The organism is Flavobacterium sp. Root901, assembly GCF_001429765.1.
GTDB lineage: Bacteria > Bacteroidota > Bacteroidia > Flavobacteriales > Flavobacteriaceae > Flavobacterium.
In genome coordinates, this window is record NZ_LMJB01000005.1 from 707,186 (window position 1) to 723,123 (window position 15,938).

At 31.7% G+C, this 15,938-nt stretch carries 14 protein-coding genes; 3 read left to right on the forward strand and 11 right to left on the reverse strand.

What is annotated here, in order from left to right; genetic code table 11:
- Positions 1–36: 36 nt before the first annotated feature.
- From ASE21_RS06825 to ASE21_RS06860, 8 genes are all read right to left on the reverse strand, one after another.
- Positions 37–1,098 (reverse strand): hypothetical protein, encoded by a 1,062-nt coding sequence (locus tag ASE21_RS06825; RefSeq protein WP_057121855.1) that lies wholly within the window; start codon positions 1,096–1,098, stop codon positions 37–39.
- A complete protein-coding gene (locus ASE21_RS06830; RefSeq protein ID WP_057121856.1) occupies positions 1,095–2,186 on the reverse strand; it encodes a glycosyltransferase in 1,092 nt (363 codons plus the stop codon). Before ASE21_RS06830 ends, ASE21_RS06825 begins: the two co-directional genes overlap by 4 nt.
- 6 nt (positions 2,187–2,192) lie before the next feature.
- Positions 2,193–3,497: an MATE family efflux transporter gene (locus ASE21_RS06835; protein ID WP_057121857.1), complete on the reverse strand. Its 1,305-nt coding sequence runs from the start codon at positions 3,495–3,497 to the stop codon at positions 2,193–2,195.
- Positions 3,498–3,504: 7 nt separating this feature from the next.
- A complete protein-coding gene (locus ASE21_RS06840; RefSeq protein ID WP_057121858.1) occupies positions 3,505–4,491 on the reverse strand; it encodes a hypothetical protein in 987 nt (328 codons plus the stop codon).
- Positions 4,492–4,500: 9 nt separating this feature from the next.
- Positions 4,501–6,180 carry a DUF6909 family protein gene (locus tag ASE21_RS06845; RefSeq protein ID WP_057121859.1) on the reverse strand — a complete coding sequence of 560 codons (1,680 nt, stop codon included), beginning with the start codon at positions 6,178–6,180 and terminating at the stop codon, positions 4,501–4,503.
- 95 nt (positions 6,181–6,275) lie between these two features.
- Complete coding sequence (locus tag ASE21_RS06850) at positions 6,276–6,611, reverse strand: hypothetical protein (RefSeq protein WP_057121860.1); 336 nt, start codon at positions 6,609–6,611, stop codon at positions 6,276–6,278.
- Positions 6,612–6,626: 15 nt separating this feature from the next.
- Positions 6,627–8,111: a GH3 auxin-responsive promoter family protein gene (locus ASE21_RS06855; RefSeq protein ID WP_057121861.1), complete on the reverse strand. Its 1,485-nt coding sequence runs from the start codon at positions 8,109–8,111 to the stop codon at positions 6,627–6,629.
- Between the two features lie 11 nt (positions 8,112–8,122).
- A complete protein-coding gene (locus ASE21_RS06860; protein WP_057121862.1) occupies positions 8,123–8,623 on the reverse strand; it encodes a hypothetical protein in 501 nt (166 codons plus the stop codon).
- 212 nt (positions 8,624–8,835) lie between these two features.
- Here ASE21_RS06860 and ASE21_RS06865 point away from each other — a divergent pair, with 212 nt between their 5' ends.
- Together ASE21_RS06865 and ASE21_RS06870 are read left to right on the forward strand one after the other, a co-directional pair.
- A complete protein-coding gene (locus ASE21_RS06865; protein ID WP_057121863.1) occupies positions 8,836–9,015 on the forward strand; it encodes a twin-arginine translocase TatA/TatE family subunit in 180 nt (59 codons plus the stop codon).
- A 123-nt stretch (positions 9,016–9,138) separates the two neighbouring features.
- Positions 9,139–11,661: a T9SS type A sorting domain-containing protein gene (locus ASE21_RS06870; RefSeq protein WP_057121864.1), complete on the forward strand. Its 2,523-nt coding sequence runs from the start codon at positions 9,139–9,141 to the stop codon at positions 11,659–11,661.
- 86 nt (positions 11,662–11,747) lie between these two features.
- Here ASE21_RS06870 and ASE21_RS06875 read toward each other — a convergent pair whose 3' ends face one another.
- Positions 11,748–13,871, reverse strand: coding sequence for a Tex family protein (locus ASE21_RS06875; protein ID WP_057121865.1), 2,124 nt, complete (start codon positions 13,869–13,871; stop codon positions 11,748–11,750).
- Positions 13,872–13,987: 116 nt separating this feature from the next.
- Between ASE21_RS06875 and ASE21_RS06880 the strand changes: the two genes are divergently transcribed.
- Complete coding sequence (locus tag ASE21_RS06880; RefSeq protein ID WP_057121866.1) at positions 13,988–14,257, forward strand: DUF1294 domain-containing protein; 270 nt, start codon at positions 13,988–13,990, stop codon at positions 14,255–14,257.
- A 156-nt stretch (positions 14,258–14,413) separates the two neighbouring features.
- On the opposite strand, the gene rpiB is transcribed toward ASE21_RS06880, so the two are convergent.
- Together rpiB and ASE21_RS06890 are read right to left on the reverse strand one after the other, a co-directional pair.
- Complete coding sequence (rpiB, locus tag ASE21_RS06885) at positions 14,414–14,845, reverse strand: ribose 5-phosphate isomerase B (RefSeq protein ID WP_057121867.1); 432 nt, start codon at positions 14,843–14,845, stop codon at positions 14,414–14,416.
- Between the two features lie 789 nt (positions 14,846–15,634).
- Positions 15,635–15,868, reverse strand: a complete 234-nt coding sequence (locus tag ASE21_RS06890) for a DUF2007 domain-containing protein (protein WP_057121868.1) — start codon at positions 15,866–15,868, stop codon at positions 15,635–15,637.
- Positions 15,869–15,938: the final 70 nt, after the last annotated feature.

Sequence of the window (15,938 nt, forward strand, 5' to 3'; positions counted from 1 at the left end):
GCAACAGCAATAACACATAAAAAAACATGAAAGATTTTATTGAAGTTCTTTTCTGAAATGGTCATAATACAGCGCAAAATAAATTAATGGAAAAATACCTATTTTATGTCTAATTGCTGATCCTAAATCAGGTTCAAAAACACCTTGAAGAATAAAAAAAGAAAATAATATAAATAAAATAAAAAGCTCATATTTATATTTTGTTCTTTCTTTTAAACATTTGGAAAAACGAACCAATAAAATATAAAACAGTAAAAGCTGCCAAATTATAAAAACAATAATTTGAGGAGAAAATAAATGTTTTAAACCATTAACCGGAATATTTACTGTAAAAAAACCGTAAAAAACAGCCGTCATTTCTCCATACCATGTATCAGGTTTCAGAGGCGGCGTAATCATTGAATTAGCATCTGCCGAACCTATACGTGCTTTATTTACTACTTCCCGGCTCATTTCAGAAAAATATTTTCCTTTTACTATTCCATAACTTAAGGATAGAAAAAAAGCAATTAATAGTCCGTAAAAAATCGTAGTTATAGTTTTGTTTTTAAAATTTATGAAACTTATTAAATACATTCCGCCGGCAATAATAGGAATCAAAGCAAAGTAAGGTCGATAAACTGCTCCAAAAATTATCAAAAGCAATGTTGATATGACTATAGTTTTTTGAAGAGAATATTTTTTGTTTACACACATTAAAATAATCGGAGTGATGTATAAAAATGTAATGAATTCCTTTGATGGCATAGCTATGAAAATGGCAATCATAAAAATTCCCAGATAGACTAAAATATTTTTAATATTTATTTTTTCAAAGTCATTTGGGATTCCTATTTTATATAAAATATAAATCAGAATTGGGAATTGTATTATGGCAATTATTGGAAACGGTAAGTAGCGAAAACCTGTAATTTTATAAAACAAAATTGTAAGAGGATAACTTCCAAAATATCCTATTTCATTAAATTTGTCATAAGCAATAATGGCTGCATCATAGAAAAATTTAGGTGGTAAAATATACGACGAAAATATTGCTACAACTAAATTTGCTGCTGCAATGATAAAAAACGCTGCCTTATTTTTTCTTATGATTTTCATTCTTTAACCATAGATTCAAATAAATCGATATGTTTATCAACCATCGATTTTATATCAAATTGTCTTGCCCTATTTTTACAAGAATTTACTATTTTCTCATAATAATCATTATCATTAATTAATTTTTCAATGTGAAAAGCAAGTTCCTGATGATTTCCTTTTTCAAACAAAATACCAGCTCCTTTTGTAAGATTTAGCATTCCGGGCACATTTGACGAAATAAAAGGTTTTCCAGAACCCATATTTTCAATAGCAGACAAACTCAATCCTTCCCAATTTGTACTTAAAACTGTGATATCAGCTGTTTTTAAAAGTCTTGGAACATCCATTCGTATTCCTAAAAAAGCAACTCTGTTTGCTAAGTTTAATTTTTTAACCAAATCTTCGCATTCCTTTTGCAGGGCGCCATCGCCAACGAATATAAGTTTAATATTCTCAGGGAGATATTGTAAAGCATTTATAACTGTTTGCTGCGCTTTTTGTTTACTAAATCTGGCTACCTGAATCAATAATATATCATTATCTAAAAACAAATTAGAAATCTTATGCTTTTCATAAGGCTGCGCTTCATTAATATCATCTAAATTAACACCATTATGAATTACGATTAATTTTGATTCAGATGTTTTTAAATGATCTTTCATAATTTCATAAACCTCATCTGAGATACAAATAATTTTATTGTACGCTTTATAAATCAAGCGGTCTATTTTCTTTAATAAAAATTTTTCTTGCCTTGGATTTGTTGTATTATGTTCTGTTACTACTATTTTGATTTTGGAAAATGAAATTATTTTCGATAAAATGATCCAGTATTGTGACGGAAATAAATGTACATGCGCAATGTCATATTTTTTTAAAAACGGTATTATTTTAAAAACATTTAAAGGATTATATACCGTTTTGCCCAAAGAAAATATTTTACAGCAATTTGCAGCTTTTAGAGCCTGCATAAATGGAAAATCTTTACCGTTTAAAACCAATAAATCGACTTCAATTCCTTTTTTATTATAAAGCGGAATTGTTTCTAAAAGCAGCTTTTCGGCGCCTCCTGGATCTAAACCATTAATTACTTGTAATATCTTCATTATTTACTAATTCAAAAAAACTTTTAATCTATCTTTCCTGTAAATAACAATCGCCGAAATAAAATTCCAGAAAAAAGAACTTAAAACAAAAGCAGATGCTGCGCCTGTCATTCCGTAAATTGGAATTAAAAACCGGTTTAAAACAAAATTAATGACAACAGCAGCTATTAATATAATTTGGAAAATATGCTGTCTTCCGGTCATGTTTAAATAAACCGGGGCCGAACCAAATAACGAGCAAATTCCCTGACCAATAATTAAAATTAAAAAAGCCTGCTGAGCGGCAGCATATTGGTGTCCGAAAAAGGACAAAACCTGTTCTGAAAATACACTGATTAACAAAATTACCGGAAAAGTGATACAGAAAATTAAACGTGCGCTGTTTCTTAAAACTTTTTTTAATTCTGCCATATTATGACTCGAAAATAACTCTGCAATCTTTGCCGAAACGGTAATATTTACCGTCAGAATAATGACAGAAACTATTGTCATTACTTTTACTCCAACAGAATAAAATGCAACCGTTTCATCGTTTCGATATTTCTTTAAAAACATAATATCAAAACACATTAATAAAAATAAGGCCATTCCGCTTATGGCAATTGGGTACGATTTTGTAAAAATTTCTTTTTTTGAAAAAATCTGCGGTGTATTTATTAGAGCCGTTTTATTGAAATAAAGGAAAACAAAAACGGAACTCAAAATCGCTAAAAACACAAATCCAATTAAAAATACATCAACTAAATAGGTTTCTTTATTCCAGTAAAACAAAACAATAGATCCAATTATCAGCGGAATATATTTTAAGACGTTTCTAAATAATTCTGCAATATATAATTTGTCTAAAGCCCTTAAAACCTCGGTGTTTAAAAGAGATAAACCGTAGAAAAATAATGCTGCCGTGCTTTTTAAAAGGAGTGTATAAACCTCATCGTCTAAAAAATAATTATTTATTCTTTTTTCGTCAATACCGGCAATAATAATTAAAGTTAATAATGAAGCTGCAAAAAGCATAGTCACCATTTTAACATACACATGTTTAAGCTGTTCAAGGGCGTTTTGACTTGCTAAATATCCTTTAAAATATAAAATAGACTGATCAAAACCAAGCATGCAGATACTGCCGGCCGCTAATAGATAGGAACGGGCAAAATCGTATTGCCCAACTAATTTCGGAGTGTAGTTTTTGGTTAAAAAAACAGTGAAACCAAACAATAAAAGAACTCCAAATATTCGTAGAAACAAAGTATTTAAACTTTGCTTTAGAAATGAGTTTTCAGAAATTCTTTCAAAGATTTTATTCGTTTTCAAATGAGTGTTATTTTACCTGCGATTTCAAATGCTGTCTGCGGTAGAACTTTTTGAATAAATGAACTAAAACAAAAACAAAAAGAAAGAAAAGAGGCAGCAGAAGTTTAAAATTTCCGTTGGTAATTTTAGTATTATTTATATTTAAAGTCGCATTAATTTCCTTAATCGCTTTGTCGTAATTCATCAGTTTTAACCTGTTTTTTCCCTGATCTACAATCAAATACTGCTTTGTTTTAATAAGGTCGTTAAGCTGTGTATTTTCATTATAATAAACCAGCTTATCATTTTTCACGCTGTTCTTTACCGTATTGGAAAAACCATTTAAAACCTGATCAATTTGAGATATAATCGTATCGTTTTGAACTATTTGCTGTTCCATGTTTTTATATCCTATCTTTTGAAGCGCATTAAAATACCCCGAACTGTTTAAGTATTTTAATAACGGTTCTACGATATCTTTTTCCTCTGTCGCCGTATTGGATACAAAAGAAATAGTGTGGAAGGTATAGTTTTTACTGGTAACATTATCTTCTAAAACTTTATTGACTTCGCCAACCTCAGACATTAATTTTATAAGCTCAAAATTTTGTTCTTTGTCTTCAATAAATTTATATACATCGGCAATTGGTTTTATTTGAATTTTTTTGATTGTTTTTGGATGCCGAATCCCAACAACATTTTTAAGGAAAAGAGTATCTCCGGATGCAATTTTAGATTCGATTAAATCTATTTTTGAATACAGATAATCGACACTGCCAAAATTTGGTGTTACAATAACCTGATTTTGAAACGATTTTTTACTTGAATCCAGGTACCATCCTAATCCAAATCCGAGAATTATTAATATTAAAACGATAATCCAGTTTCTGATAAAAAACTGGATTGACCGAAAAATCACGGCGTTTATTCTGTCGAAAAAATTACCGATACTTTTTGAAAGCTGAAAAATATCAATTTCCTGATCTGTATTATGTTGTGGTACATTTGTACTCATTTTTTTCTTTTATTTGATGTTGAAAATCTGTTCTAAAATCTTAATTGTAATCAAATAAGTTGGTTTTACACCCGTTGTTCCCAATCCACCCGAAGCTAAAGTGCTTCCTGTTTCCAAAGGATTATCTGATGCATAATACGCATAACGGACTTTTATGTCGTGCGGCACGCTTTTTCTGATTTTTGATGCCGACTGAATTGCCTTTTGATAATAAGATCCTTCCATTTCAAGACCAATTACACCCCAGGTCGATTCGTGGAAAAATTTTAGTAAATCTCTGTTTTGCAGTGAAGTTCCTAAAACCGTAACCATTGCACCTTCGTAAACATCAATATCGTTTCCTTCAAACATTGCACCTGTTAATTCATTTTCGAAGAAATAATTATCGGCCGTTCCTTCGTTTATATGTGCTGACGGAATCATGATATCTCCTTTTCCGCCTTCCAGAATTCCTGCTTTACCCATTATCGAAACTGATTTTACATTCAATAATGTTTCTTTTTTAAATGGTTTTAAAAGCTCATCGATTGTTTCGTAAGCCTGCTCGCCAAAAGCATAATCCATAACGATAATAACCGGTTTCTCTTCATCGATATTTCCGTAAGAAAAGGCTGTTTTTGACCAGTCAATTTTTGCCGTGTCAAAAATCTGGACATCGATATTTGTTCCCGAAGTATCCGGAAGAGATATCATTCCGTTTTTCAGGGCCAATTCTTCAACCTGGCTTCTAATTTCTTTGGAACCGGAATTACTTAATTCTTCATAAATAAAAAAATCTGATTTGCCCTTATATTTTGGTGTTAATAATGGCGTTGCAAAAATCGAATTCATTACACTGTGCATGTTGGCACTTATTACATGAATTGGTCGTTTTATAAGATCATTTGCCTTCAGAACTTCTTTGATGTTTGTTGCCCAGATTTCTCCGTGAATATGATGTCCTAAACGTTCACGTAAAACCGGACTAAAAGTAATCGTACGTTTATTGTTTTCTACAATTTCTTCGATTGCTAACTTCCCTAACCAATAAATAACATGCAGAAAACGATCTGGTGCATTTTCTGATCCAAAGGCATCGTAAATATCCAAAACCTCTTCAAAAGTTCTGGCTAAAATATTGGCAACATGCGAAATTGCTTTTTCTTTTTCAATCTGCGAAAGCTTTTTTGTCTGTGTTATAGCCTGCTCCAGTTTTAACCAATCGCGGGAAACTTCTCCGCCGTCATCAATTAAAACTCTGTTTTTAATTTTGTGTGATTCGATAAAAATAAAAGTCAAATGCGTCAGGATATCATAAATATCTGAGCGTCCTCGCGTAATTTCGACATTCATTTGTTCTTCGTCGATTCTGTAACAGTTTCTTCTTCTTTTTGGAGGAACAATAGGCTGAAAATGGGATTTCGAATATCCTTCATCTGAAGTTAAATTGATGAATCTACATTGTTCAATTCCAATCGGAAGACGTTCTATAACATATAAAAGTCCATTTAGTTCTACTTTTTCCTCGGCTATATTTCCGTAAATTTCAGGTCGTAATGCCAATAATGATTCGCGTAAGCTGTCGCCCGAAACTCCCATTGGTTTGTAAAAACCACGGTTGAATAAATGGCGCATCGTAATGTACATTTTTTCTATCGCTGCAGATGATTCCTGCGCTCTTGATCTTGATATATGTTTGGTTTCTTTCATGCTTTTTTATTTAAAAATCTCCTTTTTCAGAAGATGTAATATGCTTTTTTGTTAATCTAAATTAGGAATTATACTTCGAAATTGTATAAATGCCTTCATTTATAATTTTCGAAATCAACTTCCACTTTTTGAAAGTTTTTGTTTTCTGATAATAATGAATTGATTCTATTTATACATTCCTGATTATCTGACATTATAAAGGCAAAATCCCAAATGTCTTTTGAAATAGAAAAAAAACCGCTGTCTGAACTCATTTCCATCAAAATTTCATCGTTCATCCATAAGTCATTAATTTCATCCATTTTTGGATGTATTGCCGCAATGGAATCTAATAAATCGGTCATAAAATTTTCGTCTTCTACTCCACTAAATATTTCAATTAATAAATCCTGAGATTTATATCCAGGTCTTAAATGATATTTATATTTCATAAGTAAAAGTTGTTTTTACTTCAAATTATCTGCAATCTTTCTGTCATTCGACAATCTCGGAATTTTATTCTGACCTCCTAATTTTCCCTGAGATTTCATGTATTCCTGAAATCCGTTTTTTGAAACTTTGCTCACAACTACTTTTCGCAAAACATTTCCGGTAATTAAATCGTCATAATAAATGTTTTGCTTTCGCATCGAGTCGTCGATTGCTGCTGCAAAAGTTTCCATGTTTTCCGGTTCTTTTTCAAACTCAATTAACCATTCGTGATACGGCAGTCCGTTGGCTGGTGTAATTTGAGGCGCAACCGTAAATTCGTTTATTACAATATTGGTTCCCGCTGTGGCTTCTTTCATTGCATTTTCGACTTCGTTTGCAATAACGTGTTCGCCAAAAGCAGAAATATAATGTTTGATACGCCCTGAAACTATGAGACGATACGGAGCCAAAGATGTAAACTGAATGGTATCGCCAATGTTATAACCCCAAAGTCCGGCATTTGTAGAAACGATCAGCGCATAATTTACGCCCAGTTCTACTTCGCCAATTGTATATCTTTTTGGATTTTCAGTAAAGAATTCATCTGCTTTAATGAATTCATAGAAAATTCCCGAATTCAAAAGTAAAAGCATTCCTTTTTCTTTTTGAGAATCCTGATACGCAAAAAATCCTTCAGAAGCAGGAAACAATTCGATACTGTCGACTTTCCTGCCGATCATTTGTTCAAATTTAGCACGGTAAGGTTCATAATTAACGCCTCCGTAAATAAACAAATTAAAGTTTTTAAAAATTTCGCTTATTTTTTTTCCGCCGCTTTTTTCCTGTAAACGCTCAAAATACATTTGCACCCAGGACGGAATTCCTGAAATAACCGACATGTTTTCTTTAATTGTTTCATCGACAATGGCGTTTACTTTGGTTTCCCAATCATCGATACAATTGGTTTCCCAGGAAGGCATTCTGTTTTTTTGCAAATATTTCGGGACAAAATGTGCTACAATTCCCGAAAGTCTTCCAAATTTAATTCCGTGTTTTTCAGTTAAAATTGGACTTCCTTGCAAAAAGATCATTTTTCCGTCGACAAAATTGGCATTTCCTGTTTCATTAATATAATGAAGAATGGCGTTGCGAGCTGCATTAACATGCGTAGGCATTGATTCTTTTGTAAGCGGAATATATTTTGCTCCCGAAGTTGTTCCCGAAGTTTTGGCAAAATAAAGTGGTTTTCCTTTCCAGAGAATATTTTCTTCGCCCATTTTAACCTTTTCAATATAATCCTTCAAATCTTCGTAATCCCGAATGGGAACGTTTTTTTGAAAATCTTTAATTGTTTTTATGGAGTCAAAATGATGGTCTTTTCCAAATTCTGTTTGCCTGGCATTATCAATCAAATTTTTAAAAACTTCTAATTGTGTTTCTGCCGGCTTATTTGCCCAGGAAATTGTTTGATTGTATATTTTGCGGGCAAATATTTTTGCTGCGATCGATTTAATTGACATTTTTTGTGGTATTATTTTTTGTCACTTTTACTTTTTCTGCCTTTGCTTTCACCCGACTCTTTCTCAGTTTTTGCGACTTCTTCCCTTAATTTTATTTCTTCTTCAGAAGCTTTCATATTCAAGTCTTCCGGTACATCGTTTTCTGCCAAAATAGAATCTTTATTAAATTTTGCATAATCTAATTCTCCTTTCAAAACCTTTTGGACTCCTTTTATATATGCTTCATTTTTTTTGAGCACCTTTTCTAATGAATCTGATTTTATAGCCAGTTGAGTTGCATTCTTTTTTAACTGAGACGATGAATAACCGGGAATAAATTCACGCAGGGGAGTAAAAGCAATAATAAAAGTTGTAACCAAGATTAGAAATATTCCTCCTAAAGTAAACATTACGAAGACATTCATGAGCGTTAATCTGAATGAAAAAATTTCTTCAAAAGTATCTTCATTCAAAATTACCAGTCGGTTTTTGATGAATAATTTTTTCCTGAAATTCCTCTTTTTCTTAGCCATTTTGGTTGTTTATACGAGCAAATATAGTAATTAATCGCATTGCTCATGTTAGTGAAAAAGGAGCATTTACAGTAATATAATGATTTTATAAAATATTTAACGCAGTAAAAAAGAAATATTTTAATCCAAAAGCGATTCTTGTTCGTATATTCTATATACCTTTGCGGTGAAAAACAAAAAATTAATTTGCTTCGGCATTAAATATAATAGTCATGGGAAGATTAGGTCTTACAGAAATCCTTGTTATCGTAGGTATTGTGATATTACTTTTTGGAGGTAAAAAAATTCCAGAATTAATGAAAGGTTTAGGAAGTGGAATTAAGGAATTTAAAAACGCTGCTAAAGACGATCAACCTGCATCTGCTAAAAAACAAGAAGAAGAAACAAAATAGTAACCTTCAACTTATTAAAAAATCCCAGATTACAAATTGTAATCTGGGATTTTTTTTGTTTTAGAAAATTCAATTTAAGAAACTTATATTTTAATCTTTATATATTTGGCAAAATTTATTTTTATGAAAAAAAACTTACTCTTTTTAATTTTCTTTTTACAATTCTCTGCAATATATGCTCAAAATCCAACAGATATTTCTCAAGTATTTGGCAGTGTTTCAGGTTTTAGCGCAGAAGTAAGAAGTACGGTTATACAACCCGATGGAAAAATAATTGTTGGAGGCAGTTTCCGGACTTTTAAAAACGATTCTCAAAATGGTCTTATTCGTTTAAATACTGATGGAAGCAAAGATGAATCCTTTAATATTGGCGAAGGCTTTGATAATTCAGTATCTTGTATCTTACTCCAAAATGATGGAAAAATATTAGTTGCGGGTGATTTTGGATATTTTCAAGGCAAGCTACAAGGTGGTCTAATTCGTTTAAATCCAGATGGAAGTAAAGATACTTCATTAAATATAGAAACCGGTTTCCGTAAAAACTATTTTGAAGACAATTGTATCAAATCTATGGTTTTACAGCCAGATGGAAAAATAGTTTTAGGCGGCGGATTTTCCTATTATCAAAACAAAAGTCAAGATTTTTTAATACGTTTAAATGCCGACGGAAGTAAAGACGATTCTTTTATTGCCCAAAATCCAAATATTATTGTTAACGCAATTGGTTTACAATCTGATGGTAAATTAATAATAGGAGGTCAATATATTAAAAATAAAACTCAACAACAAGACCGTTTAATTCGACTAAATATTGATGGCAGTAAGGATGCTGCTTTTAATGTTGGAAATACATTTAACAATAACGTCAATGTCATCAATATTCTATCGGATGATAGAATACTTGTAGGAGGAACTTTTGATGGTTTTTTAGTACAGTTAAGAAGTAACGGAACTAAAAACGATATTTTTTCATCAAAAATTCGTTTTTCTTATAATATGTACCCTTATACTTGTAATATAAATATCATCAAAGTTCAAAGTGATGATAAAATTCTTGTTGGAGGTATCTTTAACTCATATCAGGGGTCTTCCCAAAGTTATTTGGTACGTATAAATCCTGACGGTGTAAATGATAAAACTTTTAAAATAGGCGATAAATTTGATTTTTCTGATGTTAAGACAATTGCTGTTCAAATGGATGGACAAATAATTGCGGGAGGAAGCTTTACCAAATTTGAAGGCGTTACTCAAAATGGTTTAATTCGTTTAAATACTGATGGAACTAAAGACATTTTATTTAAAATAGGTTCTGGTTTTGACGGAGAAGTTGAGTGCATTTCTCGTCAATCTGACGGAAAAATTATCGTTGGAGGAGATTTTAACTGTTACGACGAAAGTTCTCAAAAAAAATTAATTCGATTTAATGCTAATGGAACTCCGGACAAAAATTTTGATATTGGAAAGGGATTTACTACATCGGCAACCTCTGGCAGTAATTGCAGGGTTATGGTTATAACTCCACAATCTGACGGAAAACTTCTCATTGGCGGTACTTTTGGAACTTATCAAGGCAAAAAATATTCCGCTTTAATAAGATTAAATGCTAATGGTTCCCCAGATACTACTTTTAATACTGGTTCTGGACTATATGCAGGAGATCGATATCCTAACTACTTAACTGTTCATAACATACAAGTTCAGCCTGATGGTAAAGTACTAGTAGGAGGTTATTTTTCTAGGTATCAAAGTACTCTCTGCAGTAATTTAATACGTTTAAATTCTAACGGATCTGTTGATACAACTTTTAAAGTAGGAGCAGGATTTGATGCAAGAGTTTATAACATCGTTTTATTGCCAGATGGAAAAATACTAGTTGCAGGAGATTTTACTAAATACCAAGGCAAAGATGCAAAATATTTAATACGTTTAAATGCAGATGGAAGTATTGATAATTCTTTCCAGTTAACAACTGAATTTACTATGTCTGCTGTACAAACTTTAACTTTACAAGATGACGGAAAAATAGTAGTGGCGTTTAGCTCTCCAGGCGGTTCTTCTGGTAATCTATTTCGTATAAATGAAGATGGAAGTAAAGATACTTCTTTTGGTAGTTTAATTAAATTGGGACATAGAATTTATTCTATAGTTATACAAAAGGATAAAAAAATAATTGTTGGAGGTTATTTTCAAAATAAATTAGCTCGTTATAATTCTGATGGAACTAAAGATCAAAGTTTTAATGTCGGGACATCATTTCAAGGTAATGCGCCTAATGTAACATCTGTAGTCCTAGAACCTAATGGACAAATATATGTAGGAGGATGGTTTTCGGGTTACCAAGAAGATAATAGATCTGCTCATCTTATTAAACTTAAAGGAACTGAAGTTGCTTTGTCAAACGAAGAATTTATCAAAGAAAACAAAACTTTTTCTATATGGCCTAATCCAGTAAAAAATACATTAAACATCAACTCATTAAACGAATCTAATTACTCCATAAAAATTTATGATTTGTTGGGAAGATTGATTTACACAAAAGAAAATGTAAATAACTCAATAGACGTAAGCTCCTTTAGATCAGGTTTGTATTTAATTAAAATAAAAGCTGAAAACGGAGAAGCCTCTCAAAAGTTCATTAAAATATAATTGTTTGATTTAAACGAAAGACTCCCAAATTACAGCTGTAATTTGGGAGTCTTTTATTTTAAAAATTCCAAAATATTTTGGAATTTTTATAAAACCATCGTCAGCTGAATTCTCTTTCTATCTTCATCAACCTCAGTAACTTTCACATCAACATGCTGATGTAATTTTACCACTTCGTTTACGTCACTTACAAAACCGGCTTTTAACTGCGAAATGTGCACCAAGCCGCTTTCTTTGATTCCTATATCAACAAAACAGCCAAAGTTGGTGATGTTATTAACAATTCCCGGAAGAATCATTCCGGTTCTTAAATCTTTAATCGATTTTACATTCGCATCAAATTCAAAAACCTTTGCTGATTTTCTCGGATCTAATCCTGGCTTTTCAAGCTCTTTAATAATATCTTTTAAGGTTAATAAACCAATTTCTGGTGTAACGTACTTTTCAGGCTTAATTAGTGCTGTTTTTTCTTTATTAGCAATTAAATCATTCAAAGAAACATTCAGGTCTTTCGCCATTTTCTCCACAACCGGATAAGCTTCCGGATGCACTGCCGAATTATCCAACGGATTTTTAGCATTTGTAATTCTGATAAACGCCGCGCCCTGCTGATAGGCTTTATCTCCTAAACGCGGCACTTTTTTCAATTGTTTTCTATCTTCAAAAGGTCCGTTTTCAGAACGGTATTGTACGATGTTTTCAGCCAGCTTCTCTCCTATTCCACTCACATAACTTAGTAAATGTTTACTTGCCGTGTTGATGTTAATTCCAACCGAGTTCACGCAGCGAATTACGGTGCTGTCTAATTCTTCTTTTAATTTTGTCTGATCAACATCGTGTTGGTATTGTCCAACTCCAATGGCTTTCGGGTCGATTTTTACCAATTCGGCCAAAGGATCTGAAAGTCGTCGCCCAATAGAAACCGAACCACGAACTGTTACATCATAATTTGGAAATTCTTCACGCGCAATTTTTGATGCCGAATATACCGACGCTCCTGCCTCAGAAACAATAAAAACCTGCACCGGTTTGTCGAACGCGATTTTTTTAATGAAAAATTCCGTTTCGCGAGAAGCTGTTCCATTCCCAATAGAAATCGCATCAATTTGATACGCATTGACCATCGAACGAATTTTTTTGATCGCCATTGTTTCCTCGTTTTGAGGCGCGTGTGGATAAATGGTTTCGTTATATAATAAATCACCTTTTTCGTCCAGACAAACAACTTTACAACCGCTTCTAAATCCCGGATCGATTGCCAGAATTCGTTTTTCTCCCAATGGCGGAGCCAATAATAATTGTCCTAAATTGTTGGCAAAAACCTGAATTGAATTGGCATCGGCTTTTGCTTTTGCTTCCTGCAAAGTTTCATTTCCAATTGCCGGATTCAATAAACGTTTATAACTATCCTCAATTGCCAGTTGCAAATGAGCCGTTGTATTATTTTGTTTTTTAATGATAATTTCGTCGATAACATCGTAAGCATCATCAATATCAACATCGATTTTAATTTTGATATAACCTTCATTTTCTGCGCGAAGCATTGCTAACAATCGGTGTGCGGGCGCTTTTGTCAATGGTTCTTCCCAATCAAAATACTGACTGAATTTTTGTGCGCCTTCTTCTTCAGCTTTCTTTTTTACGACCTTGGCAGCAATTATTGCTTTTCTTTGAAACAACCTTCGAAGCTGTTTACGAACATAAATATTTTCGTTAATCCATTCGGCTACAATATCTCTTGCGCCCTGAATGGCCGCTTCTTCGTTTACAACATTTTCGTTTATGTATTGTGTCGAAAGAAAATCGATATCAACATCGCTTTCAGATATAATCAATTTTGCCAAAGGTTCTAAACCAAATTCTCTCGCAACATCGGCTTTTGTTTTTTTCTTCTTTTTATACGGAAGGTAAAAATCTTCAATTTCTTGTAAATCAAAACTTTCTTCAATTTTTTTCTTCAATTCCGGCGTAAGCGCTTTTTGCTCTTCGATAGATTTTAAAACAGCTTCTTTACGTTTTACAAGTGTATCATAGTCTTTTTGCAATTTTGCAATCTGCTCAATTACAGTTTCGTCGAGGTTTCCGGTTGCATCTTTTCGGTATCGCGAAATAAACGGAATCGTACAATCTTCCTCTAATAATTTTACTGTGTTTTGAATGCTGACTGCCGGCGCCTGAACTGACTTGGCAATAAATTGAATATTAGTCATACTTTTAATGAAATAAATTCTTGATTATAAATTGATATAATTTACTTGTTAAAATCATTTTGCAAATTCATCAATGATTCGGCTAAAATAATATCTTTGTTTTTAATTTTACGCCAATGGAAATTTTTTTACTCTATTTTTTATTTATAAATATCATTCTTTTTATTGTTGCAGGATATGATAAATATCTGGCCAAAAAAAACAAACGAAGAATTCCCGAAAATACTTTATTTTTTCTTGAAGCAGTGGGCGGAACAATAGGTTTATTAACAGCCATGTTTTTATTTAGACATAAAACGAGTAAAACGTCATTTATTGTCAAATTCACCCTGATTTTTTTGATCCAAATTGTTTTGATTTATCTAATTTTAATTGGTAAAATATAGAGATATTAACAATGTTGATAACCTTTAAAAACGTTATTTAATATTTACTCAATTAATTAAATTTCAACACATTAAATAAAAAACCGGATGAATTTTAAAAATCCGCCCGGTGTGTTTCTTTATATTGGTGCGAAGCACCCGATTTTTTTTGACTTTTTACGAACAAGCAATCTTATTAACCCTGTTTTGGTGTCTTCCGCCTTCAAAAGCTGTTGTCAGGAAAGTTTCGACAATTTCTACTGCCTGCGGAATTGAGGTAAAGCGCGCCGGAATGCTGACAATATTGGCATCGTTATGCAAGCGGGTTAAATAGGCAATTTCCTTAGTCCAGCACAAACCAGCTCTAACTTTAGGGTGTTTATTAACTGTCATTGCAATTCCGTTTCCGCTTCCGCAGATAACGATTCCAAAATCAGCTTTTCCCTCAGACACATCATTGGCAACCGGATGACCAAAATCCGGATAATCTACAGAAGCATCTGTATCGGTTCCATAATTGGTTACTTCATATCCTTTTGATTCAAGCATTGTAACAATTGCTTTTTTATATTCTGGTCCGGCGTGGTCGTTTCCTATCGAAATTTTCATTTTATATACTATTAAGTTGTGTAGTACAAATTTAATTAATTAATATATGTTTGCCGCGAATTGCAGTAATTTTCACTAATTTCTTTTTTAACCGAGAGTTTTAAACATTACTAAAAATTCAAAATTCTAATTAATAGAAAATGTTAGAATTCGTGATAAAAAACTAATTATCACAACTAACTTACGTTCAAAGTCTTATCACTTATCAACAATTTTGATAACTATATAACTATCTCATAATCAATAAATAATAAACAGAAAATTTGTTAAAATTTTAAGGTGTTAATAGCAATTCGTAATTCGTTGATATTCAATTAACTTTAAGTTAACATTATTTGTTAATAAGTTGGAAAAGAAAATTAGAAGTTTTTTTTGGTTGTTTTAAAAAAAAACCTAATCCAAAACCGGAATTTAAAATGCAAGAAAAGTTTCATGAATTTTTAGAAAAGTTATCAATATCAAAAATGACATTTTCAACAACTTTCAACATATGAACTTATTTACAAAATGAATTAAATTTTGGTTGTCAACCATTGTTAATTAAAATACAAAAAGTCTTATAAATTAATCTTTTAACTAAAAATAACTATGTTGATAACTCAGAATAAATAAGTAAAACCAAATTTCAATGACTTTAAAAATAAATTTATTGGACATATTAACACGCTATAATAACCATCAAATTTTTTTAAATTTTTAAAAATCTTTTTTTGTTGTATTTAATATATGTTGAAAACTAAAAAAGTTGAAAAGGAAAAAAAATTTTTTGAGTTGGAAAAAAGAATACGTTTAAACGATTTTGAGAGGATTGTTTAGATTGTCCAGTATTGCCTGAACCTGCTCGAAATCGTTTGGATGAACTTTGAGTTTGATTCCGCCAACCGCGTTGGAGTAAAGCGGCATAACAGAAAGTGTGATTTCGTTTTCAAAATAATATGGAATTTCTTCCTGATCTAATAAGTGTTTGAGAACCACTGTTTCGTGCTGATAACTGAATACGGCGATTGTCTTAAAGCTTTGCATATGAGGTCTTTTTGTAAATGTACGAAAAGTTATATTTTTAATAATTCTATTTGTTAAAAAGAATTATCTG